21 protein-coding genes, 2 tRNA genes and 1 rRNA gene are annotated in these 25,878 nt (G+C 37.7%); 13 read left to right on the forward strand and 11 right to left on the reverse strand.

Features of this window, described 5'->3' with window-relative positions; translation table 11 throughout:
• Positions 1-43: 43 nt before the first annotated feature.
• The 10 genes from JNUCC51_RS11595 to dnaA all read right to left on the reverse strand — a co-directional run bounded on the left by JNUCC51_RS11595 (position 44) and on the right by dnaA (position 12,429).
• Positions 44-119, reverse strand: a tRNA-Ala gene (locus tag JNUCC51_RS11595).
• 12 nt (positions 120-131) lie between these two features.
• Positions 132-208, reverse strand: a tRNA-Ile gene (locus JNUCC51_RS11600).
• 93 nt (positions 209-301) lie between these two features.
• Positions 302-1,854 (reverse strand): 16S ribosomal RNA (locus JNUCC51_RS11605).
• A gap of 617 nt (positions 1,855-2,471) precedes the next feature.
• Positions 2,472-3,554: an HD-GYP domain-containing protein gene (locus JNUCC51_RS11610; RefSeq protein WP_337992068.1), complete on the reverse strand. Its 1,083-nt coding sequence runs from the start codon at positions 3,552-3,554 to the stop codon at positions 2,472-2,474.
• A 145-nt stretch (positions 3,555-3,699) separates the two neighbouring features.
• Positions 3,700-6,177 carry a DNA gyrase subunit A gene (gyrA, locus tag JNUCC51_RS11615; protein ID WP_337992069.1) on the reverse strand — a complete coding sequence of 826 codons (2,478 nt, stop codon included), beginning with the start codon at positions 6,175-6,177 and terminating at the stop codon, positions 3,700-3,702.
• Between the two features lie 26 nt (positions 6,178-6,203).
• Complete coding sequence (gyrB, locus tag JNUCC51_RS11620; protein WP_337992070.1) at positions 6,204-8,138, reverse strand: DNA topoisomerase (ATP-hydrolyzing) subunit B; 1,935 nt, start codon at positions 8,136-8,138, stop codon at positions 6,204-6,206.
• 91 nt (positions 8,139-8,229) lie between these two features.
• Positions 8,230-9,345 carry a DNA replication/repair protein RecF gene (gene recF / locus JNUCC51_RS11625; RefSeq protein ID WP_337992071.1) on the reverse strand — a complete coding sequence of 372 codons (1,116 nt, stop codon included), beginning with the start codon at positions 9,343-9,345 and terminating at the stop codon, positions 8,230-8,232.
• A 3-nt stretch (positions 9,346-9,348) separates the two neighbouring features.
• Positions 9,349-9,573, reverse strand: a complete 225-nt coding sequence (gene yaaA, locus JNUCC51_RS11630) for a S4 domain-containing protein YaaA (protein WP_068985825.1) — start codon at positions 9,571-9,573, stop codon at positions 9,349-9,351.
• 200 nt (positions 9,574-9,773) lie between these two features.
• A complete protein-coding gene (gene dnaN / locus JNUCC51_RS11635) occupies positions 9,774-10,910 on the reverse strand; it encodes a DNA polymerase III subunit beta (protein ID WP_142510016.1) in 1,137 nt (378 codons plus the stop codon).
• Positions 10,911-11,079: 169 nt separating this feature from the next.
• A complete protein-coding gene (dnaA, locus tag JNUCC51_RS11640) occupies positions 11,080-12,429 on the reverse strand; it encodes a chromosomal replication initiator protein DnaA (protein ID WP_068985823.1) in 1,350 nt (449 codons plus the stop codon).
• 559 nt (positions 12,430-12,988) lie between these two features.
• Here dnaA and rpmH point away from each other — a divergent pair.
• The 11 genes from rpmH (at position 12,989) to JNUCC51_RS11695 (ending at position 23,979) form a co-directional block, all read left to right on the forward strand.
• Complete coding sequence (gene rpmH / locus JNUCC51_RS11645) at positions 12,989-13,123, forward strand: 50S ribosomal protein L34 (protein WP_004233310.1); 135 nt, start codon at positions 12,989-12,991, stop codon at positions 13,121-13,123.
• Positions 13,124-13,224: 101 nt separating this feature from the next.
• Positions 13,225-13,569 (forward strand): ribonuclease P protein component, encoded by a 345-nt coding sequence (gene rnpA / locus JNUCC51_RS11650; protein WP_337992072.1) that lies wholly within the window; start codon positions 13,225-13,227, stop codon positions 13,567-13,569.
• Between the two features lie 288 nt (positions 13,570-13,857).
• Positions 13,858-14,628 carry a membrane protein insertase YidC gene (yidC, locus tag JNUCC51_RS11655; RefSeq protein ID WP_337992073.1) on the forward strand — a complete coding sequence of 257 codons (771 nt, stop codon included), beginning with the start codon at positions 13,858-13,860 and terminating at the stop codon, positions 14,626-14,628.
• Positions 14,625-15,434, forward strand: a complete 810-nt coding sequence (jag, locus tag JNUCC51_RS11660) for an RNA-binding cell elongation regulator Jag/EloR (protein ID WP_337992074.1) — start codon at positions 14,625-14,627, stop codon at positions 15,432-15,434. The genes yidC and jag overlap by 4 nt, the downstream gene beginning before the upstream one ends.
• A gap of 362 nt (positions 15,435-15,796) precedes the next feature.
• On the forward strand, positions 15,797-17,182 hold the full coding sequence (gene mnmE / locus JNUCC51_RS11665) for a tRNA uridine-5-carboxymethylaminomethyl(34) synthesis GTPase MnmE (protein WP_337992075.1): 1,386 nt from the start codon (positions 15,797-15,799) through the stop codon (positions 17,180-17,182).
• A 28-nt stretch (positions 17,183-17,210) separates the two neighbouring features.
• Positions 17,211-19,106, forward strand: a complete 1,896-nt coding sequence (gene mnmG, locus JNUCC51_RS11670; protein ID WP_337992076.1) for a tRNA uridine-5-carboxymethylaminomethyl(34) synthesis enzyme MnmG — start codon at positions 17,211-17,213, stop codon at positions 19,104-19,106.
• Between the two features lie 261 nt (positions 19,107-19,367).
• Positions 19,368-20,084 (forward strand): 16S rRNA (guanine(527)-N(7))-methyltransferase RsmG, encoded by a 717-nt coding sequence (gene rsmG, locus JNUCC51_RS11675; RefSeq protein WP_337992077.1) that lies wholly within the window; start codon positions 19,368-19,370, stop codon positions 20,082-20,084.
• Between the two features lie 180 nt (positions 20,085-20,264).
• Positions 20,265-21,164, forward strand: coding sequence for a nucleoid occlusion protein (gene noc, locus JNUCC51_RS11680; RefSeq protein ID WP_337992078.1), 900 nt, complete (start codon positions 20,265-20,267; stop codon positions 21,162-21,164).
• Positions 21,165-21,578: 414 nt separating this feature from the next.
• Positions 21,579-22,340: a ParA family protein gene (locus tag JNUCC51_RS11685; RefSeq protein WP_049662596.1), complete on the forward strand. Its 762-nt coding sequence runs from the start codon at positions 21,579-21,581 to the stop codon at positions 22,338-22,340.
• Positions 22,333-23,184: a ParB/RepB/Spo0J family partition protein gene (locus JNUCC51_RS11690; protein WP_337992079.1), complete on the forward strand. Its 852-nt coding sequence runs from the start codon at positions 22,333-22,335 to the stop codon at positions 23,182-23,184. Before JNUCC51_RS11685 ends, JNUCC51_RS11690 begins: the two co-directional genes overlap by 8 nt.
• Before the next feature lie 78 nt (positions 23,185-23,262).
• Positions 23,263-23,979, forward strand: a complete 717-nt coding sequence (locus tag JNUCC51_RS11695; protein WP_337992080.1) for a DUF554 domain-containing protein — start codon at positions 23,263-23,265, stop codon at positions 23,977-23,979.
• Here the strand turns inward: JNUCC51_RS11695 and yyaC are convergent.
• Positions 23,896-24,528 carry a spore protease YyaC gene (gene yyaC / locus JNUCC51_RS11700; protein ID WP_268639602.1) on the reverse strand — a complete coding sequence of 211 codons (633 nt, stop codon included), beginning with the start codon at positions 24,526-24,528 and terminating at the stop codon, positions 23,896-23,898. The genes JNUCC51_RS11695 and yyaC overlap by 84 nt on opposite strands.
• Before the next feature lie 93 nt (positions 24,529-24,621).
• Between yyaC and JNUCC51_RS11705 the strand changes: the two genes are divergently transcribed.
• Entirely contained in the window at positions 24,622-25,506 is an 885-nt protein-coding gene (locus JNUCC51_RS11705; protein ID WP_337992081.1) for a mechanosensitive ion channel family protein, read from the forward strand.
• Position 25,507: 1 nt separating this feature from the next.
• A complete protein-coding gene (locus tag JNUCC51_RS11710) occupies positions 25,508-25,708 on the forward strand; it encodes a DUF951 domain-containing protein (RefSeq protein WP_337992082.1) in 201 nt (66 codons plus the stop codon).
• Positions 25,709-25,878 lie beyond the last annotated feature (170 nt).

Raw genomic sequence — 25,878 nt, forward strand, 5'->3', positions numbered from 1 at the left:
CAATTTCAATGTCGTTTTATCCAGTTTTCAAAGAACAAATTATTGGTGGAGCCTAGCGGGATCGAACCGCTGACCTCCTGCGTGCAAGGCAGGCGCTCTCCCAGCTGAGCTAAGGCCCCAAGAGGTATATATGGTGGGCCTAAATGGACTCGAACCATCGACCTCACGCTTATCAGGCGTGCGCTCTAACCAGCTGAGCTATAGGCCCTCTTAGAAGTTTATAATTATTTATAAACCTTCAAAACTGAACGCAAAACGTAATCTTACAAACCCTAGGTTTGTATTCCGAAAATATCCTTAGAAAGGAGGTGATCCAGCCGCACCTTCCGATACGGCTACCTTGTTACGACTTCACCCCAATCATCTATCCCACCTTCGGCGGCTGGCTCCAAAAGGTTACCCCACCGACTTCGGGTGTTACAAACTCTCGTGGTGTGACGGGCGGTGTGTACAAGGCCCGGGAACGTATTCACCGCGGCATGCTGATCCGCGATTACTAGCGATTCCGGCTTCATGTAGGCGAGTTGCAGCCTACAATCCGAACTGAGAACGACTTTATCGGATTAGCTCCCTCTCGCGAGTTGGCAACCGTTTGTATCGTCCATTGTAGCACGTGTGTAGCCCAGGTCATAAGGGGCATGATGATTTGACGTCATCCCCACCTTCCTCCGGTTTGTCACCGGCAGTCACCTTAGAGTGCCCAACTAAATGATGGCAACTAAGATCAAGGGTTGCGCTCGTTGCGGGACTTAACCCAACATCTCACGACACGAGCTGACGACAACCATGCACCACCTGTCACCGTTGTCCCCGAAGGGAAAACCATATCTCTACAGTGGTCAACGGGATGTCAAGACCTGGTAAGGTTCTTCGCGTTGCTTCGAATTAAACCACATGCTCCACCGCTTGTGCGGGCCCCCGTCAATTCCTTTGAGTTTCAGTCTTGCGACCGTACTCCCCAGGCGGAGTGCTTAATGCGTTAACTGCAGCACTAAGGGGCGGAAACCCCCTAACACTTAGCACTCATCGTTTACGGCGTGGACTACCAGGGTATCTAATCCTGTTTGCTCCCCACGCTTTCGCGCCTCAGCGTCAGTTACAGACCAGAAAGTCGCCTTCGCCACTGGTGTTCCTCCAAATCTCTACGCATTTCACCGCTACACTTGGAATTCCACTTTCCTCTTCTGCACTCAAGTCCCCCAGTTTCCAATGACCCTCCACGGTTGAGCCGTGGGCTTTCACATCAGACTTAAAGGACCGCCTGCGCGCGCTTTACGCCCAATAATTCCGGACAACGCTTGCCACCTACGTATTACCGCGGCTGCTGGCACGTAGTTAGCCGTGGCTTTCTAATAAGGTACCGTCAAGGTACAGCCAGTTACTACTGTACTTGTTCTTCCCTTACAACAGAGTTTTACGATCCGAAAACCTTCTTCACTCACGCGGCGTTGCTCCATCAGGCTTTCGCCCATTGTGGAAGATTCCCTACTGCTGCCTCCCGTAGGAGTCTGGGCCGTGTCTCAGTCCCAGTGTGGCCGATCACCCTCTCAGGTCGGCTACGCATCGTCGCCTTGGTGAGCCGTTACCTCACCAACTAGCTAATGCGCCGCGGGCCCATCTTATAGCGACAGCGAGATGCCGTCTTTCAGTATTTCACCATGAAGTAAAATAGATTATTCGGTATTAGCCCCGGTTTCCCGGAGTTATCCCAAACTATAAGGTAGGTTGCCCACGTGTTACTCACCCGTCCGCCGCTAACGTCGAAGGAGCAAGCTCCTTCTCTGTTCGCTCGACTTGCATGTATTAGGCACGCCGCCAGCGTTCGTCCTGAGCCAGGATCAAACTCTCCATAAAAGAAATTTGATTAGCTCAAATTGTTTTGCTGGCATCATGTTTGATGTCCAAAATTTTGTTTCGTTCGCCAACACAAGGTTAACTACTAAAAACTTTATTGATTACGTTTTGCTTGTTCAGTTTTCAAGGTTCATTACTTTATTTTAAGCGTCACCTCTTGGCGACTCATTAATAATATCAAGAATCTAAAACTATGTCAACACTTTCTCAAAAAAAATCAATAGTTTATAAAAATCTATTATTCTCCTTCTATATCACCATGTTAAGAGAGTTTATTTAGCCTCGGAACAATTGCGTTCGGATTCGTCTTTGCGCTTTGGCCTGCAAATGTTTTTTGTGCGAAAGCGTAGTGCTAACGCAGCGTCAGCAGCACGAAGTTGGTCACTCAGTCATTGCCACTAGACATGGCGTGCTTAGACTGAGTTCCTCTATTTCAGCGGATGTTTGTACACCCGCTGAAAATTAACTTACAACCGCATTCATCTCACCACCTATAGAGGTAGGAAACTTCTGTACCTGTCGCTACGCTTTCGGTACAGAAAACATTTATAACTGCCGTGTCACTTTCGCTACAGAAAACATTTACTGAAAGATGTTAATCGGTTGCCCTTCAATTTTTATAAATTCGTTATAATACGTGAAATATAGAAAGTACGATTTTTCCCTAAATCAAATATCTCCCCAGAGTGACTTAATTTGATAAGTGGTCGGGTTGGTGCAAATTTATTTATAAACATCACTTCGCCTTGTTCCAGATTAGATAGTTCAACTATTGTTCCTATAGGAAGGTCGGCAACAATATCTATTAGTGCACGAACTACTTTAATATCAAACTTTCCAAATTCAGATTCATTAATCATCTCTATGACTTTAAAGGAAGATTGCTTTGTTCTATACAATCGCTCACAGGTCATTGCATGGAATACATCTGCAACAGCGATGATTTGAGCAAAAGTAGAAATATTTGCGATTTTTTCCCCTTTCGGATAGCCACTACCATTTAAACGCTCATGGTGCTGAAAAATAGCCTCTTTTATTGTATCTTTTAATATCGTTAAATCTTTGACCATGTTATAGCTATAAATCGGATGCTTATAAATTTCAGCAAACTCTTGCTCTGTTAAGGTTGTTTTTTTATCGCGGATACGTGGATGAACTTTTGCCATTCCACAATCAGCTAATAACCCTCCAATTGCAACTTGAATTGTAATTCCTTTGTCATAGCCTAATTTTTGTGCAATCACTGAAGAAATCAATGCTGTTGCTACACAATGATGGTACAAATAATCCTTGGGATTCGAATACTCATTTAAATCAAAAATTATAGTCCGATCTTCTAAAACCATTTCTAATAATGGCAAAATGATTTTACGTGCTTTCGTAATATCTACCTTTGCCCCAGCTTCCCAATTTTTAAATTCTTTTTTGAATTGTTCAATAGAATTGTCATAAATCCTTTTAAAAGTTGGAATAGCCTCTATTGGAACGACTAATTCTGCTTCTTTTATCTCTGATTGAGCCTCTTTACCATCTTTATAAATTGGGACTCTCGAAATATTAAAAGCAAAAAAAACTTGTAAATGTTCATGGGAAATTATCGTGTTTTTAAAAATTATTGGATATCTTGTATTAGCAAAAATATCTTCAGAAATTACTTCTCCAACGCGTAACTCTGAAATAGGGACATGTATAGTTTCCACGCAATTAACTCCTCTTCACTATTTCGCTTGCTTAAATATAGTTAATTTTTATTTTATCATGGAATTCAAAATAATTACTTATTTTTCAAGATTTATGCTAAAAAACCGATGAACGGCAACATTAGCTGTCGTCATCGGTCTTTTATTATTCTTCTACTTGATCATTTTCTTCGTTAGATTCTTCATTAGACTCTTCTTCTTTTTCTACCTTCGCTACAGTTGCAACAAGCTCGTCATCGCCTAAACGAATTAAACGAACTCCCTGCGTACTACGACCAATTAAAGAGATATCATTCACATCCATACGGATTAGCATGCCGTTAATTGTAATAAGCATCAAATCTTCTGAACCATCAACAGTTTTTACAGCTACCATTGGACCGTTCTTATCTGTGATTTGAATTGTTTTTAATCCTACACCGCCACGGCTCTGTAAACGATATTCCTCTTCAGAAGTACGTTTACCGTAACCTTTTGCTGTAACAACTAAAATTTCCTGTCCTGGTTCAACAATTTCCATACCAACTACTTCGTCACCATCACGTAGTTTGATACCTCGTACACCACCTGCAGTACGGCCCATTGAACGAATATCCTCTTCTTGGAAGCGTACTAGCATTCCATCACGAGTACCGATAATCACTTGTTTATCGCCATCTGTTAAACGAACAGAAATGAGATCATCATCTTCTCGTAAACTTATAGCTATCAAGCCATTTGTTCGGATGTTAGCAAATTGAGATACTGGTGTACGCTTTGTAATACCTGTTTTAGTAGTGAAGATAAAGTATGCATCTTCATCAAATGAATCGACACGGATCATTGCTGTTACTTTCTCACCTTTTTCAATATTGAGTAAGTTAACAATCGGTAATCCTTTCGCTGTACGACCAAACTCCGGAATCTCATAACCTTTTGCTCTAAATACTTTTCCTTTTGAAGTGAAGAACAAAATTGTATCGTGTGTAGATGTATTCATAAGATGCTCAACAAAGTCATCTTCATTTGTACCCATTCCTTGTACACCACGACCACCACGTTTTTGACTGCGATATGTATTAGCAGCTAAACGTTTGATATAACCATTATGCGTTAAAGTTACAACCGAATTTTCGACTGGGATTAAATCCTCGTCCTCAATCATTTCTAAACCGCCAGAAGTAATTTCAGTACGTCGTTTATCGTTAAAGCGTTCTTTTAGTTCTAATATTTCAGTACGAATAATATCAACAATTTTAGCCTCATCCGCTAAAATCGCTTTTAATTCTGCAATTAATATTTGAAGCTCTTGATATTCTGCTTCAATCTTTTCACGCTCTAATCCACTTAAACGAACTAAACGCATATCTAAAATCGCCTGTGCTTGACGTTCAGATAAATTGAAACGCTCCATTAATTGTGGTTTCGCTTCATCACCGCTTCGCGAACCACGGATAATAGCAATAATTTCGTCGATATGATCAAGAGCAATACGTAAGCCCTCTAAAATGTGTGCACGATCTTCTGCTTTCCTTAAGTCAAATTCCGTACGACGACGGATAATAACTTTTTGGTGCTCTAAATAATGATGCAACATTTCTTTTAAGCCCATTACTTTAGGCTGACCATTTACTAATGACAGCATATTAATACCGAAGCTCGACTGCATTGCTGTTTGTTTATATAAATTATTTAAAACTACATTAGCATTTGCATCTTTGCGAACTTCAATGACTACTCGCATACCACGTCGGTCAGATTCATCACGCAAGTTTGTAATACCATCAATTTTTTTATCGCGTACAAGCTCTGCTATTTTTTCGATAAGCTTAGCTTTATTCACTTGGTATGGTAATTCATGAATAAGAATTGTTTCTTTACCATTGGATTTCTGTTCAATCTCTACCTTTGCACGAATAATGATAGAGCCACGACCTGTCTCGTAGGCACGACGAATGCCGCTACGTCCCAAAATTAATCCACCAGTTGGGAAATCAGGTCCTGGGATAATTTCCATCAATTCTTCCGTTGTAATAGCAGGATTTTCTGAAAGTGCAATTACCGCATCTATCGTTTCACCAAGTTGATGTGGCGGAATATTTGTCGCCATACCAACCGCAATTCCTGCCGCTCCATTTACTAATAAGTTCGGATAGCGACTTGGAAGGACAATAGGTTCCTTTTCTGAACCATCATAGTTATCTGTATAGTCAATTGTGTCTTTATTAATATCGCGAAGCATTTCCATTGCAATACGAGACATACGTGATTCTGTATAACGCATCGCTGCCGCTCCGTCGCCATCGACAGATCCAAAGTTACCGTGACCATCGACTAACATATAACGATAGCTGAAATCTTGCGCCATACGTACCATTGCATCATAGATAGATGAGTCACCGTGTGGATGGTATTTACCCATTACGTCCCCAACGATACGTGCTGATTTTTTGTACGCTTTATCTGCTGTATTCCCTAGCTCTTGCATGCCATATAATATACGGCGATGTACAGGCTTTAATCCATCTCGTACGTCTGGTAATGCACGAGAAACGATTACACTCATCGCATAATCGAGGAAGGATGTTTCAATTTCTTTTGTTATATTAACTCCTTTAACTCCGGAGCGTTCTTGTTCTGACAAAGTGTAGACCTCCTCTCAAGCAAAAATTAAATATCTAAATTAGCGTATACTGCATTTTCTTCGATAAATTGACGACGTGGTTCAACTTCATCGCCCATTAAACGTTCAAATGCTTGGTTTGCTTTAATTGCGTCATCTAATTCTACTTGCAACAATGTGCGGTGCTCAGGATCCATTGTAGTTTCCCAAAGCTGCTCTGCATTCATTTCGCCAAGACCTTTGTAGCGTTGCACATTTGGTTTTGGCATTTTTGGTAGTCGTTCTAAAATTTCTTTTAATGTTTCTTCGTCATAGCAATATTCAACATGCTTACCTTGCTTTACTTGATAAAGAGGTGGCTGTGCAATATAAATATAACCTGCCTCTACGAGCGGTCGAAGGAAACGGAAGAAGAATGTTAGTAGTAATGTGCGAATGTGGGCACCATCGACATCGGCATCTGTCATAATAACAATTTTATGATAACGAGCCTTTTCTAAAGTAAACTCTTCACCAATACCTGTGCCAAATGCTGTAATCATCGCACGAATTTCTGCATTCGATAAAATTTTATCTAAACGAGCTTTTTCGACGTTAAGGATTTTACCACGTAACGGTAAAATTGCTTGGAAGTGTCGGTCACGTCCAGATTTCGCTGACCCTCCGGCAGAGTCACCCTCAACGATATAAATTTCGCAATCAGCTGGATTTGTTGATGAACAGTCAGCTAATTTACCTGGCAAGCTTGATACTTCAAGTGCATTTTTACGACGTGTAAATTCACGTGCTTTTTTAGCAGCGACACGTGCACGAGCAGCCATTAAACCTTTTTCAACAATCTTACGAGCTACAGTTGGATTTTCTAACATAAATCGTTCAAAACCATCTGAGAATAAGGAGTTAGTAATTTGGCTAACTTCAGAGTTACCAAGCTTTGTTTTTGTTTGTCCTTCAAATTGTGGATCAGGATGCTTAACTGAAACAATAGCCGTTAACCCTTCACGAACATCCTCACCAGTAAGATTTGCATCTGACTCTTTCAATAGCCCATTTTTTCGCGCGTAATCATTAATAACACGTGTCAGAGCCGTTTTAAAACCAGACTCATGTGTACCGCCTTCATACGTATTAATGTTATTAGCAAATGAAAAAATATTTGAAGAGAATCCAGCGTTATATTGCATAGCAATTTCAACTGAAATGCCATCCTTTTCTCCTAGAACATCTATTGGATCATGGATTGGCTCTTTAGATTGATTCAAATGCTCGACATAAGAACGAATACCACCTTCATAATGATACGTAGTAGAGCGTTCCTCTCCTTCGCGTTCATCAGCAATTGTAATCTTGATACCACGATTTAAATAAGCTAATTCACGAATACGATGTGCTAAAATATCATATTCATAAACAGTCGTTTCTTTAAATATTTCAGGGTCTGCTTTGAAACGTGTAGTTGTTCCATTACGATCTGAATCACCGATAATCGTAAGCTCTTGAACAGTTTTCCCACGTTCAAATTTAATTTCATGAATATGACCCTCACGATGAACTTGAACGATTGTCTCGACTGATAGAGCATTTACAACAGATGCCCCTACACCGTGAAGACCACCAGAAACTTTGTATCCCCCACCGCCGAATTTACCACCAGCATGGAGCACTGTCATAATAACCTCAACAGCAGGCTTACCCATTTTCTCTTGAATACTTACTGGAATACCACGACCATTGTCTTCTACACGAATCCAATTGTCCTTTTCTATCGTTACATTTATATCTGTACAAAATCCTGCAAGTGCTTCATCAATACTATTATCAACGATTTCCCAGACTAAGTGGTGAAGCCCTTTAGAGCTTGTTGAACCGATATACATCCCTGGTCTTTTACGTACCGCTTCTAAACCTTCTAATACTTGTATCTGATCGGCTTCATAAGCTTGATTTTGTAAACCTTCGTTCTCTATAGCCACGGCTTTCATCTACTCCTTCATAACATCATTGTGTGTAAATGAATGAACAGTCAACCGAGCTGACTATTACCATTCTTTTGTAATCTAAAAAACTCCCTGGCTAACTTTCTTCAATCGCTCCTTGTTTCACGTGAAACAGCTGTGCATGCTCCATCGTTTCATGATGAATTCCATCAACACTTGTAGTCGTAACAAAGGTTTGAACTTCACCTTGAATGGTATTTAATAAATGCGATTGGCGATAATCGTCGAGTTCCGACAATACATCATCTAAAAGTAGTATGGGTGTTTCATTTGTTTCTTGTTTAATTAATTCGATTTCAGCAAGTTTTAATGAGAGAGCGGTTGTACGTTGCTGTCCTTGTGATCCGTATGTTTGAACATCATAGTCATTTACCAAAAACTGTAAATCGTCTCGATGTGGACCAACAAGTGTTACACCTCGATCAAATTCACGTTCCTTAGCTTCCATTAGCTTTTTATGCAGGAAATCTTCAATTTCACTGGAATTATGTTCTTTTTCGATACCAGCTACTGTGCGGTATTTAATAACTAACGTTTCTTTCCCTTGTGAAATACCTGCGTGAATTGGTTCTGCCCACTCCTGCAATAAATCCATAAATTGAAATCTTTTTCGAATAATTTGGGTAGCTGCGTGAATATATTGTTCATTATAAACTTCGTACATCACGTCATCCGGCATTGCTTTACCTTGATTCATTTTTAAAAAGTGGTTACGTTGCTTTAAAATTTTTTGAAAGGTTAATAAATCATGTAAATAGACAGGCGAAATTTGCCCAATCTCCATATCAATAAAACGTCGCCGTATTTGCGGACTTCCCTTTACAACATTTAAATCTTCGGGTGCAAACATCACGACATTCATTTGGCCAATATAATGACTGAGGCGACTTTGTTCTATGTGATTTATCTTACCCTTTTTGCCTTTTTTCGTAATCGTAAGCTCAATCGGTAAAATACCATGCCTTTTTTGAACGGCCCCTTCTATTTTACCATAGTCTGAATCCCAACGTATTAATTCTTTATCGTTCGTCGTGCGGTGGGATTTAGCCATCGCCAATACGTAAATAGATTCCATAACATTTGTTTTTCCTTGAGCATTTTCACCAATAAAAACATTAATTTTTGGAGAGAAGTTTAAAGCTAAGGCATCATAGTTACGGTAATTTGTAAGTTTTAATTGCTCTATATGCATAATCTATTGTCCAGCGGTACCAACGATACGAAATCGACCACACCCAGGAATATTTACAATGTCACCGTCACGTAATTTACGACCGCGGCGATCATCTACTTCTCCATTTACATATACATCATTTTCGTGTAAAAACCACTTGGCCATGCCACCAGAGCTAATAGCATCGGTCATTTTTAAAAGTTGCCCTAATGTGACAAATTCTACATCAATTTCAATGTCCTTCATAGCTGAGTTCCCCTCCAAATACAGACTGTCTATCTCTCTATCATACCTAAAAATTCGTCATAAGTAAAAAAAGATAGCCGCAATTAGCGACTATCAGTACAATTTTCAAAGTGCTTTGAGTTTGAAATTATGAAGTTTATTCTCTATTTACTTCTTTCAACTTATTTCGGACACAATTAGGCCTCGGTTTAATTGATTTTCTAATAAGTACGTACAGGTAAAATCAATTGTAAAATAGCATCGTCATGAACAGAACGTAAAATAAATGGTCTCATTGCTCCTGTGAATTGAATGACTACCTCTTGACCATCAATTGCTTTTAGTGCTTCCATCATGTATTTCGCACTGAAAGAAATTTTTAAGTTCTCCCCTTCTAATGACTCAACAGGAATTTCTTCTTGAACTTTACCAATTTCAGGAGAATTAGAAGAAACTTCGACAGCTTGATTATCTAAAATCTCAAAACGTACAACATTATTACGATCACCACGAGCAACAAGAGATGCACGATCGATTGCTTGTAATAATGATTTACCATTAATCGTTAGATTTGTTTGGTACTCTTCTGGAATTAAACGTGATGTATCTGGGTAGTTACCTTCAAGTAAACGAGAGAAGAATAATACTTCTCCAGTTTTAAATAATACTTGCTGACTTGTTATAACAATTTGCACAAGATTTGTAGAATCCTCTAAAACTTTATTTAACTCATTTAAGCTTTTACCAGGAATTACAACACTATGTTCAACTTCAGGTAAATTTTCCAGTTGAACTTTACGTCTTGCCAAACGATGGCTATCTGTTGCAACACAGATTAATGTTTCATTTTTTATCTGCCAGTTTACACCTGTCAACACCGGTCTACTTTCTGAAGTGGCAACAGCGAATACTGTTTCACGGATAATCGACTTTAATAGATCTGCTGGAATAGTAAATTTTTGATCCTCTGTTAATTCAGGTAATAAAGGATATTCAGTAGCATCTGAGCCAATTAAGTGGAATTCAGATTTACCTGAACGGATATGAGTTTGGAAACCGGTTGTTACTTGAATTTCAACCTCATTTGTTGGTAACTTTCGTACAATTTCATTAAACATACGAGCTTGTACAACAATTGATCCTGTTTCTGTAATATGAATTATTTGTTGGCCATCTTCTTCAACTGGAATAAATGTTTGAATTGTAATATCAGCATCACTACCTGTTAAGCGAATACCCTCATCTGTTACATCAATTTTAATCCCCGTTAAAATTGGAATAGTCGTTTTTGAACTTACGGCTTTCATGACATCATTTAAACCCTCTAATAAACGGTCACGTAAAATATCAAATTTCATTCGTTTTCCCTCACATATTTATATTATTTATTTATATAAAATAAAAAAGATATAGTAATAGGCCCTGTGGATTTGTGGATAAGTACTTTCAAGTGAATAAAATCAGTCTATCCACATGTAGATAGACTGTGTATAAGTTTGTGTTTAAATATTGGTGTTGTCCACAGTATTATTTCCCTAGCATGCTTCGAATTTGTTTAATATCTTGCTGTAGCTGAACGTCATTTTTCAACATAGAAGATATTTTTTCGTGAGCATGAATAACAGTAGTATGGTCACGTCCACCAAATTCTTCGCCAATTTTCGGCAACGAAAAATCTGTTAATTCGCGAGATAAAAACATGGCGATTTGACGTGGGAAAGCAATTAACTTTGTACGTTTTTTCGCGGCAAAATCCTCTAAACGAATGTTAAAATGCTCTCCTACTGCATTTTGAATGTCTAATATCGTGACAGTTCGTGGCTTTGAATTAGGAATAATATCCTTTAATGCTTCTGCAGCCAAAGTCGCATTAATATCCTTGTTAACAAGTGATGAATAGGCTACGACGCGAATAAGCGCACCTTCAAGCTCCCGGATATTGGAGTCAATCTGGTTCGCAATATAGAGCATGACTTCATTTGGCACTTCTAGACCATCAGCCTTTGCTTTTTTTCGAAGAATGGCGATACGAGTTTCCAAATCAGGAGGAGCAATATCTGTAATTAGTCCCCATTCGAATCGAGAACGTAAACGATCTTCCAATGTCGGTATCTCCTTAGGAGGACGGTCACTGGAAATAACAATTTGTTTCGATTCTTCATGCAATGTATTAAAAGTGTGGAAAAATTCTTCCTGAGTTGATTCTTTTCCAGCTAGAAATTGAATATCATCAATTAGCAGCACATCTACATTGCGATATTTATTGCGGAAATCAAGTGCCTTATTATCTCGAATTGAGTTAATAAATTCATTTGTAAATTTTTCAGATGATAAATATACCACCTTTGCATTTGGATTGTGTTCCAATACATAATGACCAATCGCATGCATTAAGTGTGTTTTGCCAAGTCCTACTCCCCCATAGATAAAAAATGGGTTATAAGCCTTCGCAGGCGCTTCTGCGACAGCTAGCGAGGCAGCATGTGCAAAGCGGTTACCAGAGCCAATAACAAACGTATCAAAAGTATACTTCGGGTTTAACATACCTGGTGAAATATCATGGTGATCGTTATTTTTTGCTTGGATAATCGGCGCTGGTAAATCAAAATCGTCCGAATCCTGGTTTTTTTGAACAACAAACTTAATAAGCAAGTCTTCGCCTGTAAGCTCCGTTAATATACCTGTAATCAAATGAATATAATGATTTTCAAGCCAGTCTCGAGCAAACGAATTTGGCGCAGCAATTGTCACAGTAGAACCACTACCATTGTAGGAAAGTAGTTTAGTAGACTTTAGCCACGTTTCGAAGCTTGGTTTAGAAATTTTTTGTTCAACTTGAGCCAGGACATTATTCCATAGTTCTTCTAAATGTTCCAAGCTGCTAATCTCCTTTACAGTTCAATACATAAAAAATAGCGCATTTATAGAAACGGTAAATACGTTCATTTTACAACTAGTCCACAAACTCACAAGTTGTGGATAAAAGTTAACCAAAGGCTGTGATAAAAATTATCCACAGCATATCAACAGTTGTGGATAAAATAAAAGTTAATTTCAGTTTTCAACAAAGTTAAGCACAGATATCGTATCAGAAAAACAAAGCTATTTCAATAGTTTGTGAAACTTATCCACATACCTTTTATTTATGCACGTCCTAGTTGTCCACAAGGTATGCTTATGTGAAAAAGGTGTAGATAAACGTTGTGGATAAAAAATAATGCAAAAAATACTATACACAACTCTGTGTAAAAAAAACAAGTACTCTGTGGATAAATTATTTTTTTATTCTGTAGAAGATGATCGTAGTGAATAATTACATAGATTTTGAGTAAATATAGAAATTTATAAAATTCATTGACAAAATAACTAGTTACTTTATATAATATTCAAGTCTGTATGTTGAAAAATTCAACTCATCCAGGAGGTGTCTATATAAATGAAACGTACTTACCAACCAAAAAAACGTAAGCACAGCAAAGTTCACGGTTTCCGCGCACGTATGAGCACGAAAAACGGTCGCAAAGTTCTTGCTGCTCGCCGTCGTAAAGGAAGAAAAGTATTATCAGCTTAAAATAAGTCCACTGAGACACATCAGTGGTCTTTTTTTTCTTTATTTTTGGTAAACCTAGAAATGAGGATTAAAGGATAATTATTAAGTAGCAGGTGAAAGTAATGAAAAAACGCCAAAGAGTGAAAAAAAACGATGATTTTCAAAAGGTGTTTAAAAAGGGTAAATCTTTCGCTAATCGTCAGTTTGTCGTTTACTTTTTAGAAAAAGAGGGACAAACAGAATTTCGTGTAGGATTATCTGTTAGTAAAAAGCTTGGGAATGCAGTAACACGCAACCAGATCAAACGCTATATTCGACAAAGTATCCATGAAATGAAGGATGAACTGAAGTCGAATATGGACTATGTTATTATCGCCAGACAACCGGCGGCCACTATGGATTTTCATGAAGTAAAACAAAGTTTGCAGCATGTACTACGAGTCGCAAAGGTATTAAAGAAGACGTAATATGGATGGCAACCAAAGTGGTGAATAGAAGCGTTTCTGTGCGAATGTGAAGCCAGTGAAAATACTCATAGGGGTATTTTTGAGTGGATTTTCACTACAATATATGAATTATTAGTAACATTACTTAGTAAATATGTGCACATTGTTAGAATATTTAGTAGAGTGAAACGTTATATGCATGATAAAATAACTGATAACTTTATTCAGTAGCAGGGAACTGTAAATGTCTAAAGAAGAGAACGCATATAGTTTTAGAAAAAGTGAATAGTATTTGTAGGGGGAAGAAGGTTGAAGAAACAACTTTGGGTAATTCTGTCGCTAGCATCTGTAGCATTACTACTATCTGGTTGTACAGAATTCAAAGAACCAATCTCCAAAGAAAGCACAGGCTTCTGGAATGAATTCATTGTTTGGCCATTAGTGTCAGTGATTAAATACTTTGCTGATATGCTTGGTTCATATGCATGGGGGATCATTATTGTAACGATTATCATTCGTTTAGCAATTCTTCCATTGATGATTAAACAAACAAAGAGCTCTAAAAAAATGCAAGAAATTCAGCCGAAATTGAAGGAATTGCAAAAGAAGTATGCTTCTAAGGATGCACAGACACAACAACAGTATCAAAAAGAGATGATGCAGCTTATGAGTGAGTCTGGTGTCAATCCACTTGCTGGATGTTTACCTGTATTCATTCAAATGCCAATTTTAATTGGTTTCTACCATGCGATTAGTCGTATGAATGCTACACCTGCTTTTGATTTAGGAAATTTCTTTATTTTCCCGTTAGCAGATCCTGCACCGGCATTAGCAATTACTGCTGGTTTAATGCAATTTCTAGTTTTACGTACGGGCCCAGCGATGGATAACCCTCAAATGAAGATAATGATGTACATTATGCCATTTATGATTATTGGTTTCGGTATAGCATTGCCAGCAGCATTATCATTATACTGGGTAATCGGTAACATTATTTCGATTATGCAAAACCTGTTTATTTACAAACCTTGGGAAAAAAATAAAACACAACCTGCTCAAAATGGAGGGGCTAAAAAGTGAAACAACTTACGCAAATAGGCGCAACAACACAAGAAGCGATCTCATTGGCGTTACAGAAACTTGGCAAAACCCGTGAACAAGTAGATGTTGAAGTTTTACAAGAAGGTAAAAAAGGATTTTTAGGTTTTGGGGCACGATCTGCAGAAGTTCGTGTAACAGTAAAAGAAGTACAGGTTCGACCAACAATTGAAGTAGAAAAAGCTGAACAGCAAAATACGACTCAATTTGTCGAACCAACAGTAATAGATGATGTTGAAACAAGAAGTTCACAAGTTTCTGAACAACCAAGTGATATCGAAGCTGTTCAACAAATCATAGAGGCACAAAAAGAGGAAGAAGAAACCTCAGTAAATCCAATTGAAGATGCAAAGACTTATTTAGTAAATATTGCTGAACAATTGGATATTCATGATCTTGAGGTTGAAACGACACGTGAAGGGAAATATGTTTTATTTCAACTAAAAAGCGAGAAAGCTGCACTGCTTATAGGGAAACGTGGTCAAACATTAAATTCCCTGCAACAATTAACACAACTTGTGTTAAATAAAAGTGCCAAGCAGTTCTTAATGGTGAAATTAGACGTAGAAAACTATCGTGAACGTCGTCAAGTAGCTTTGGAGTTACTGGCAGATCGTATGGCAGATAAAGCACTTCGCTTAAATCAGCGTGTGACATTTGAGCCAATGCAGTCGTACGAGAGAAAAATTATTCATAATCAATTAGCAAATCGCTTTGATATTGAAACATACTCAGAAGGAACGGAGCCTAATCGTTATTTAGTCATTGAACCTGTAAAGAACGGTTAAACTTCGTAAAAACATACAGACAAAAGTCAAAAGTCATTTTATCGTCATGATAAAATGACTTTTTTTATGTTGTTGAAAAACAAGATGGCCAAGGGAATCTTTGTGAATGTTGTGGCGCTTTAGATGAGGGGGAATTCCGTTCCAGGCTACTCGCTTTCCTGTGGGCGAGCGTCGAGAGAGCCATACTTCTAGCATCCGCAATTCTTGTCGAAATACGTACAAAAATGTAAAGCTTTCTTATTATCCACAATTGGAAATTATCCTTACTTTAGATTTTGCAGAAAATATGTTAGTCTAAGGTGTTAGTAAGTGTTGGTCGGTTTTATTTATCCACATGTGGATAACGTTAAGGAGGTCATTAAATGGAGTTTGATACAATTGCTGCGATATCCACACCTATGGGTGAAGGAGCTATTGCTATTGTTCGTTTAAGTGGGAACGAAGCAGTCTCGATTGCAGATAAAATATTCAGATCGCCTGGTGGGAAAAGTTTAACAACGAAGGCTTCACATACAATTCATTATGGACATTTGGTCGATCCAAAAACAAATGAGATTGTTGAGGAAGTAATGCTGTCATTAATGCGCGGACCTAAAACATTCACTCGTGAGGATGTAATAGAAATTAACTGTCACGGGGGACTAGTTTCGGTGAATCGTGTATTAAAGCTAGCATTAACAAATGGAGCAAGACTAGCAGAACCAGGTGAATTTACAAAACGCGCATTCTTAAATGGACGTATCGATTTATCACAGGCTGAAGCAGTCATGGATTTAATAAGAGCAAAAACTGATAGAGCGATGAATGTTGCGTTGGGACAAATGGATGGCAAACTATCGCGTTTAATTGGTGACTTACGCCAAGCATTACTAGAGACATTAGCGCAAGTAGAGGTTAATATAGATTATCCGGAGTATGATGATGTAGAAGAGATGACAGTACCAGTATTAGTAGAAAAATGTACATGGGTACGAAATGAAATTATTAAACTTCTGCAAACATCTTCTCAGGGGAAAATATTACGAGAAGGTCTATCAACTGTTATTTTAGGCCGCCCAAACGTTGGGAAATCTTCTCTTTTAAATAGTTTAGTACAGGAGAATAAGGCTATTGTGACAGATATAGCGGGTACAACTCGTGATATTATAGAAGAGTACGTGAATGTACGTGGTGTTCCTCTTCGTTTAGTCGATACTGCTGGTATTCGAGAGACAGAGGATATCGTCGAACGAATTGGTGTTGAACGTTCACGTGAGGCGTTGCGTGGCGCAGATTTAATTTTATTTGTTTTAAACTACGCAGAGGAATTGACTGCCGAGGATGAGCGTCTATTCGAAACAATTCAAGCGATGGATTACATCGTTATTGTCAATAAAACAGATCTACCGCAAAAAATTGATGTAGCTCGTGTTAAAGAGCTAGCTGGCAATCATCGCGTTGTGACAACTTCTCTTTTACAGGAAGAGGGTATCACAGAGCTAGAGGAAGCGATTGCCGCGTTATTCTTTGAAGGGCAAATTGAAGCGGGCGATTTAACATATGTTTCAAATGCAAGACATATTGCATTACTTCATCAAGCACAAGCAACGGTCGAGGATGCATTAGCTGGAGCACAAGCTGGTGTACCTGTTGATATGGTGCAAATAGATGTTACAAGAACTTGGGAAATACTTGGTGAAATTATCGGCGACACAGTACAAGAAAGCCTAATCAATCAGTTATTTTCACAGTTCTGCTTAGGAAAATAATTTTATTAAAGAAAGGAAGATACGAGCTATGCCAACAAATTATGAGGCAGGCACGTTTGATGTTATCGTAATTGGCGCAGGTCATGCTGGTTCTGAAGCTGCACATGCTGCTGCCAAAATGGGTGCTAACACACTGATGTTAACAATCAATTTAGATATGATTGCATTTATGCCATGCAATCCTTCCATTGGTGGTCCTGCCAAAGGAATCGTAGTACGAGAAATTGACGCATTAGGTGGCGTCATGGGGAAAGTTATTGATAAAACGCATATTCAAATGCGTATGTTAAATACCGGGAAAGGTCCTGCTGTGCGTGCATTACGTGCGCAAGCGGACAAAGTTTTATACCAACAAGAAATGAAACGCATCTTGGAGGAAACTGAAAACTTGACAATTCAGCAAGGGATGGTTGAAGAGCTAATAATTGAAGACGGGGAAGTAAAAGGTGTTATTACACAAATTGGCGCTATATACCGCGCTAAAACAGTTGTTATCACAACAGGTACATTCCTTCGTGGTGAAATCATTATTGGTGACGTAAAGTATTCAAGTGGTCCTAACAACCAACAACCGTCAATTCGTTTAGCTGATAACTTAAAAGAGCTTGGTTTTGACCTTGTGCGTTTTAAAACAGGTACTCCACCACGAGTGAATAACCGTACAATTGATTATGATAAAACAGAGATTCAACCAGGAGATGATGTTCCACGTGCATTCAGCTTTGAAACAACTGAATTCATCATGGATCAGCTACCTTGCTGGTTAACTTATACAAGCCTAGAAACGCATGAAATTATTGAGGCAAACCTACATCTTTCACCGATGTACTCAGGGATGATTAAAGGTACGGGTCCACGTTATTGCCCTTCTATTGAAGACAAGGTTGTGCGATTTAACGATAAACCGCGCCACCAAATTTTCTTAGAGCCAGAAGGTCGCAATACACGTGAAGTATATGTACAAGGCTTATCAACTAGCTTACCAGAGCATGTACAAACACGTTTACTAAAATCAATTCCTGGCTTAGAAAAAGCAGAAATGATGCGTGCTGGCTATGCTATCGAGTACGATGCAATCGTGCCAACACAATTGTGGCCAACTTTAGAAACAAAACGTATTAAAGGTTTATATACTGCGGGTCAAATCAACGGAACATCTGGTTACGAGGAAGCGGCTGCTCAAGGCTTAATGGCTGGGATAAATGCTGCTGCTAATGTACTTGGTAAACAAGAACTAATATTAAGTCGATCAGATGCTTATATTGGCGTATTAATTGATGATCTAGTAACAAAGGGAACAAATGAACCATATCGCTTACTAACATCTCGTGCAGAATATCGTTTGCTACTTCGTCATGATAACGCTGATTTACGTTTGGTAGAGCTAGGTTATAATGTGGGAATGGTTACTGAAGGAAGATATGCAACATTCAATGAGAAAAAAGAGCTGATTGAAAACGAAATTGCACGTCTCCGCGAAGTTATTATTAAACCAAATGAAGCAACACAAGCTACTATTCGATCTGTAGGTGGTAGTGAGCTAAAAGATGGTATCCGTGGAGCGGATTTATTAAAACGTACAGAAATGCATTATGAATTAGTTTCTTCGTTAATCCCAGCAGACATAGAGTTTTCGGATGAAGTGAAGGAACAAATTGAAATTCAGCTTAAATATGAAGGTTATATTGAGAAAGCATTGCAGCAAGTTGAAAAGCTTCATAAAATGGAGAATAAAAAAATCCCTGAAAATATTGATTATGACGCTATTTCAGGTCTAGCAACAGAAGCTCGACAAAAATTAAAACAAGTTACACCACTTTCCATTGCCCAAGCATCGCGAATCTCTGGGGTAAACCCAGCAGATATTTCAATATTACTTGTTTATATTGAGCAAGGTAAAATCGCACGCGTCAGCGGAGAATAATTAAGAACAGTAAAGTGAATAAGAGGCGGGCATTCTTTGTGCCCGCTTCCTATTTTTAATTTCTTTCAGCATTCATCTCCCATCTCCCATCTCCATAGGGGTGAAATGAATGTGGTTTCATTTGCAGGCCTATGCACAAAGCCGATTCCGGATGCAATTATGCTGAGGCATAATTGATGGCTTTGCTATTTTTATGTAAACGAGTACATGCTTACAGATCCATAATAGGTAGTAAAGCCAGTTAGAAAAAGGAGACTTTACATGAACGAACAACAATTTATCGAGGCTCTGAAGAAAAAGGGCATTGAACTTTCCGAAAAGCAGATTGCTCAATTCAAAAAATACTTTGAGTTACTTGTTGAGTGGAATGAAAAGATGAACTTAACTGCTATTACGGATTTAGAAGGGGTTTATTTAAAGCACTTTTATGATTCGATTAGTGCATCTTTTTATTTTGATTTTTCAAAGGTGACGACAGTTTGTGATGTTGGAGCAGGCGCTGGTTTTCCAAGTATTCCAATTAAAATCTGCTTCCCACATTTACATGTAACAATTGTCGATTCTTTAAATAAAAGAATTACATTTTTAAATCATTTAAGTGATGAGTTACAATTAGATAATATGAATTTTGTACATGCCCGTGCAGAGGAATTTGCTCAAAATGCAAAATATCGTGAACAGTTTGATGTTGTAACAGCTCGTGCGGTAGCCCGATTATCTGTCTTATCGGAGTTATGTGTACCGCTAGCAAAACAAGGTGGCTATTTTGTTGCTTTAAAAGCAGCAGCTGGCGCGGAAGAATTAAAAGATGCAAAAAAAGCATTGGCTACATTTGGGGCTACACTAAAAGAAGAATTTTCTTTCCAGCTACCTGTTGAAGAAAGTGACCGCATTTTATATATCTTTGATAAAATAAAAGGAACACCGAAAAAATATCCGCGTAAACCAGGTGTACCAAATAAATCACCGATTCAATAATTAGTGTTTCATGTGAAACTTCTCAAAGTAGAAAATATTTTTTCTATTTTGAGCATACATACTAGTTATGGATGTTTCACGCAAATGACATCTACGAACTATATACATTTTAGGAAATATAATAAATAATAATAGAAATGAAACAGAGCAAGATAGTTACTTAAAGGTGGTGCCACTTGGATGAAAAGTCCTTTTTCACGTTTTTTTGGAGGCGGGAATAAAACTGAGCCTATTGTGAAAAATGAAGTAGAACAAGCAGAGACGGTTCATGCAGCAGAAGAAGTTATAAAGCTGCCTATAGATCAAATTGTACCTAACCGTTTTCAGCCACGTACTATTTTTGATGATGAAAAAATTGAAGAATTATCAAGAACCATTCATACGCATGGTGTAATTCAGCCAATTGTTGTACGTAAAACAGCAGAAAATCGATATGAAATCATTGCTGGTGAGCGTCGTTATCGAGCAATGAAAAAGCTACAATGGACAGAAGTTCCGGCAATTGTAAGAAATTTAACTGATAAGGAAACAGCCTCTATCGCGTTAATTGAGAACCTACAGCGTGAGGAGTTAACAGCAATTGAAGAAGCTGTTGCCTATCAAAAACTATTAGAGCTGCATGAGCTTACACAAGAAGCTCTAGCCCAACGACTTGGAAAAGGACAATCCACGGTAGCCAATAAATTACGTTTATTAAAGCTGCCTGAAGAAGTGCAGCGAGCTATTATGAAGCGTGAAATCTCTGAACGACATGCACGTGCATTAATTGCAATTAAAGATCAGCCATTACAGCTAGAAGTTTTACAACAAACGATTGAAAATGATTGGAATGTTCGTCAGTTAGAAGAACAGATTTATTCTTTATTACATCCGGAGGCAGAAGCTCAAGAAGAAGCGGAGCCAAAGAAAGTAAAACCGAAACGTAAGGCCATTAGTAAAGACGTACGCATTGCTTTAAATACGATTAAACAATCGTTATCTATGGTAACAAAGAGCGGTATAACAGTTAAGACTGAAGAAGAAGACACAGAGGAATATTATCAAATTACAGTGAAAATACCTAAAAAGAAAAAGTCTTAAATAGTGATTGAATTGACTTTATGACATCATCAAAGTTGAGGATGATATTTTTATAACGTTACCATGTGTATAAATTGATTGGAGCGAAGGTTAAAAGCATCACGTCCTGTGATAGCGCCTTCTTGACCAACATCGTGTTGCCGCTTCGCTTTCGCGCAAGAAACATCTTTTGGCCCGAGACCCTGCAGCGAAGCGGGTTTCATCATGATGAAGAGCCACTTTTATATGTCAAAAAGAAGGAGGCATCTCAGTAATAAATCTGAGATGTCTCCTTTTTTGCATATATTCTTAATATTTTATACAACTATTTTCTGTTTTTTTGATAGAATGAAAGTAAGATAAAGGTATTGAATAGTGATTTTACAAATGATTTGTCAAAGTGAACCTTTGATAGATGAAAGCAGGTGCTTTTAAATGGGTAGAATTATAGCAATCGCCAATCAAAAGGGTGGCGTAGGAAAAACAACGACATCGGTCAATTTGAGCGCTTGTCTAGCATACTTAGGGAAGAAAGTGCTCTTAATCGATACTGATCCACAAGGAAATACAACAAGTGGACTTGGTGTTAATAAAGGAGAACTTCAAGGATGCATTTATGATGTATTAATTGATGATGAAAACGTTGAAAATGTCATTCAACAAACTAATGTAGAAAACTTAGCAATCGTTCCAGCAACCATTTCACTAGCAGGAGCAGAAATTGAATTAGTTTCGACAATTTCCAGAGAAGTGCGATTAAAGCATGCACTTCAAGATGTAAAAGAAGACTATGATTATATTATCATTGATTGTCCGCCTTCGTTAGGACTACTAACAATTAATGCTTTAACAGCTTCGGATGCGCTTATTATTCCTGTACAATGCGAATATTACGCATTAGAGGGGTTAAGTCAGTTATTATCAACTGTACGTTTAGTGCAAAAACATTTAAATCAGCAATTATACATTGACGGTGTATTATTGACGATGCTTGATGCACGAACAAACCTAGGCTTACAAGTTATTGATGAAGTAAAAAAATATTTTCAAGATAAAGTGTACAAAACAATTATTCCTCGTAATGTGCGATTAAGTGAGGCTCCAAGTCATGGGCAGCCAATTATCATTTATGACGCAAAATCAAGAGGTGCAGAAGTGTATTTAGAGATGGCGAGGGAAGTGATTAAAAATGGCTAAAGGTTTAGGGAGAGGCATAGGTGCATTATTTCCTGGAGAGTCTATAGAACAAAGTGGACAAGTGGAAGAAATACAATTAGAGCTTATCGTCGCAAATCCATTTCAGCCTCGTAAAATTTTCGATGAAGAAGCTTTACAAGAATTAGCTGACTCTATACAGGAACATGGTATTTTACAGCCAATTGCTGTACGAAAAAAAGGACGTAAATATGAAATTGTTGCTGGAGAACGCCGTTATAGAGCAACTCAATTAGCAGGTTTAGAGGTTATTCCGGCTATTATAAAAGAGCTATCAGATGCGCAAATGATGGAACTTGCTATTTTAGAAAATCTACAGCGTGAAGATTTAACTGTTATTGAAGAGGCTGAGGCATATCAAAGCTTAATGGAAAGCTTACATTTAACACAGGAGGAGCTATCCAAAAGATTAGGAAAAAGTAGACCCCATATAGCCAATCATGTTCGTTTACTTGCATTACCAGAGGATGTTCGTGGGTTTATGAATGATGGAACACTATCGATGGGACAAGGGCGAGCGTTACTAGGATTAAAAAATAAAAGAAGAATATCAGAAGTAGCAAATAAGGTCATTAAAGCAGGTTTAAATGTACGGCAAGTTGAAATGTTAGTACACAATTTGAATGAAGAAGTTTCACGTGAAACAACTCAATCAAAGAAAAAGGATATATTTGTAGCAGCTAAGGAGTCGCAGTTACGTGATTACTTTGGAACAAATGTACAAATTAGAAAAGCTAATAATAAAGGGAAAATTGAAATTGAATTTTACTCTGAAGATGATTTAGAACGCATTTTAGAAATATTAAATTTACAAGAAGAAGAATAAGAGAAATATCGATATTGTAATCAGAGCGCCGAACTACAAGGCGCTCTCTATTTTTCTAGAGAGAAGGAAGGTTGGGACGTGGTATTACTAGGGGCATTTATTAACGCATTGCTTATTATGGCAGGTTCATTAGTAGGACGTATTTTTAAAAATATTCCCGAATCGATGAAATCTACTGTATTATCGATTATTGGTTTAGCAGTTGCGCTTTTAGGGATTAAAATGGGCTTTGAAAGTGATAATTTTATTATTTTAATGATAAGTTTAGTGATAGGTACAGTAATTGGCGAGTGGTTAGATTTAGATAAGCAAATGAATAGACTTGGAAAATGGGTAGAATCTTTATTTAGTAAAAATCGTACTGATAATAATCAAATTGGGATAGCAGAAGGTTTTGTAACTGCCTCTTTAATATTTGTAGTCGGCTCTATGGGCGTCATTGGTGCGCTCGATAGTGGTTTGCGTAATGATCATAATATACTTATTACGAAAGGATTAATCGATGGATTTATATCGATTATATTAACATCTACATTAGGTATAGGAGTGCTATTATCTGCAGTACCTGTATTCGTCTATCAAGGTTTAATTGCACTTTTTGCGGGTGTTATCAGCTCTTTTATACCAGATGCTGCACTACAAATGTTTATTCAAGAAATGACTGCTGTAGGTGGTGTTATGATTTTGGCCATTGGTTTAAATATAGCAGGCTTAACTAAGATCAAGGCTGCTAACTTGTTGCCAGGTCTCATCATTGTTGGTATTGTGGTTGCTATCTTCTATATTTTTCAGTGAGTAACGATGTGCAGCGAGCAATAAAGCTCTTGAAAGTTTTTCCGCCATTGCATAAGAAATATGAAGTCTTGTATTTTGTAAAACAAGCATTTCCATAAAGCCTCCAACATTGACTATTCCTTTAATGGAAATATCACCGATGGGAGGCAATTGTTTTTTTACAGCTTTTCCCGGAAAAATAGGTCCATTCTGTACAGAAATATGTCCAACGTTTTGTTCACTTCCAAGACATGCATCAATCGCAATAATGAATGGTTTTATAGTATGATTGTGTAGCTGTTGCATAGTAGTGTCTAAATTAAGAGCATGCAAAGGATTGTCTAGAGAGCCTACAATTTCATATGGAAAACTAACAGACTTTTTTAGAAAGCTGCCTGTTAATGGCCCAAGTGTATCACCTGTACAACGGTCACTTCCAATACAACAGAAAATAAGGCGTTCATGATGAAAGGGTATATGTTCTAAAAATAATGTACTTAACTGCCAAACGATATTTTTACTTTCATGATGAAGAGAATAAGGGAGTAGCAATTTTGGTATAGTATTCATAAAAAAACTCACTTTCCTTTTTATTTGTAAAAAGTGCTCGATTTTTATGCAGTATACGCAAATTTTTAGCAAGTTATTCAAGAGGTGGTAATAATGGATTGGTTTAGTGAAAGGGTTTTAAAAAATGGTTGGGAAAAGCTAATGTCAGAGGATCTCTGGATAAATATAACAATAGCTTCAGTTAAGATTACTATTATCTTGATTGCATCGTGGCTAGCTGTACGATTAGGAAAAAAGTTTATTAAAAAAGTGTTTTTAATGCGTATGCGTTCACCTTTAGATCATTCGGAACGTCGACAAAAAACAATTTCAAGATTATTACAAAGTGTCATTTCCTATGTTGTTTATTTTTCAGCAATCGTTGCTATTCTCTCTATCTTAGAGATTAAGATAGCGGGGTTATTGGCTGGAGCAGGGATTGTCGGTTTAGCAATCGGTTTTGGTGCGCAAAGTTTAGTGAAGGATGTCATTACTGGATTCTTTATTATTTTTGAAGATCAATTTGGTGTTGGTGATTATATAAAAATAAATGCAGCTGAAGGAACTGTAGTAGAAATCGGTTTACGTACGACAAAGATTAATGGTTCTACAGGAGAGCAGTTTATTATTCCGAATGGTTCGATTGGTGATGTTGTCAATTACTCTGTCAACAACTCTAAAATTTTTATAGATTTACAAATGACAACTGATGCTAATTTTGAAAGAGCTGAGGCTATTATTAAAAAGTATTTAGATACTTTACCTGAAATTCATAAGGAACTTGTAGCAGTACCTGTCTTTTTAGGTGTACAAAATGTTAAGGGTACAGAGGTAACGATTCGTATAGCCGCAGAAACATTACCACAACAACAATACGGGGTGGCTCGTACTATTCGTCGCGATGTTACAAAACTCTTTGAAGAAAATAATATACCAATGGCTCATCCGAAAATGATGTTCTATGGTGTGAATGGAAATGAAGAGGGGAGAAATCAGTAATATGGAAGCGAAGAAATTTGGTCTAAATGATATTGTTGAAATGAAAAAGCAACATCCATGTGGTACAAATAAGTGGAAAATCATTCGGATGGGGGCGGATGTGCGCATTAAATGTGAAGGTTGTCAGCACAGTGTCATGATTCCACGCCGTGAATTTGAGAAAAAAATGAAAAAGGTTTTAATTACCGCTAGTGAAGACTAGTTTTTATCTTCAACCAGTAGGTGTTCTGACTCCCACTGATTGAAGATAAAGCCTTCGGACACAATTACGCCAAGGCGAAAATAATATGTGTATTCCATGTGTATTAGACTTTTTATGAGTGAATCAATATAATAGATAAGGTTATACAGTGATTAATCAGTGAGGACTTT

Source organism: Lysinibacillus sp. JNUCC 51, assembly GCF_015999525.1.
Taxonomy (GTDB): domain Bacteria; phylum Bacillota; class Bacilli; order Bacillales_A; family Planococcaceae; genus Lysinibacillus; species Lysinibacillus xylanilyticus.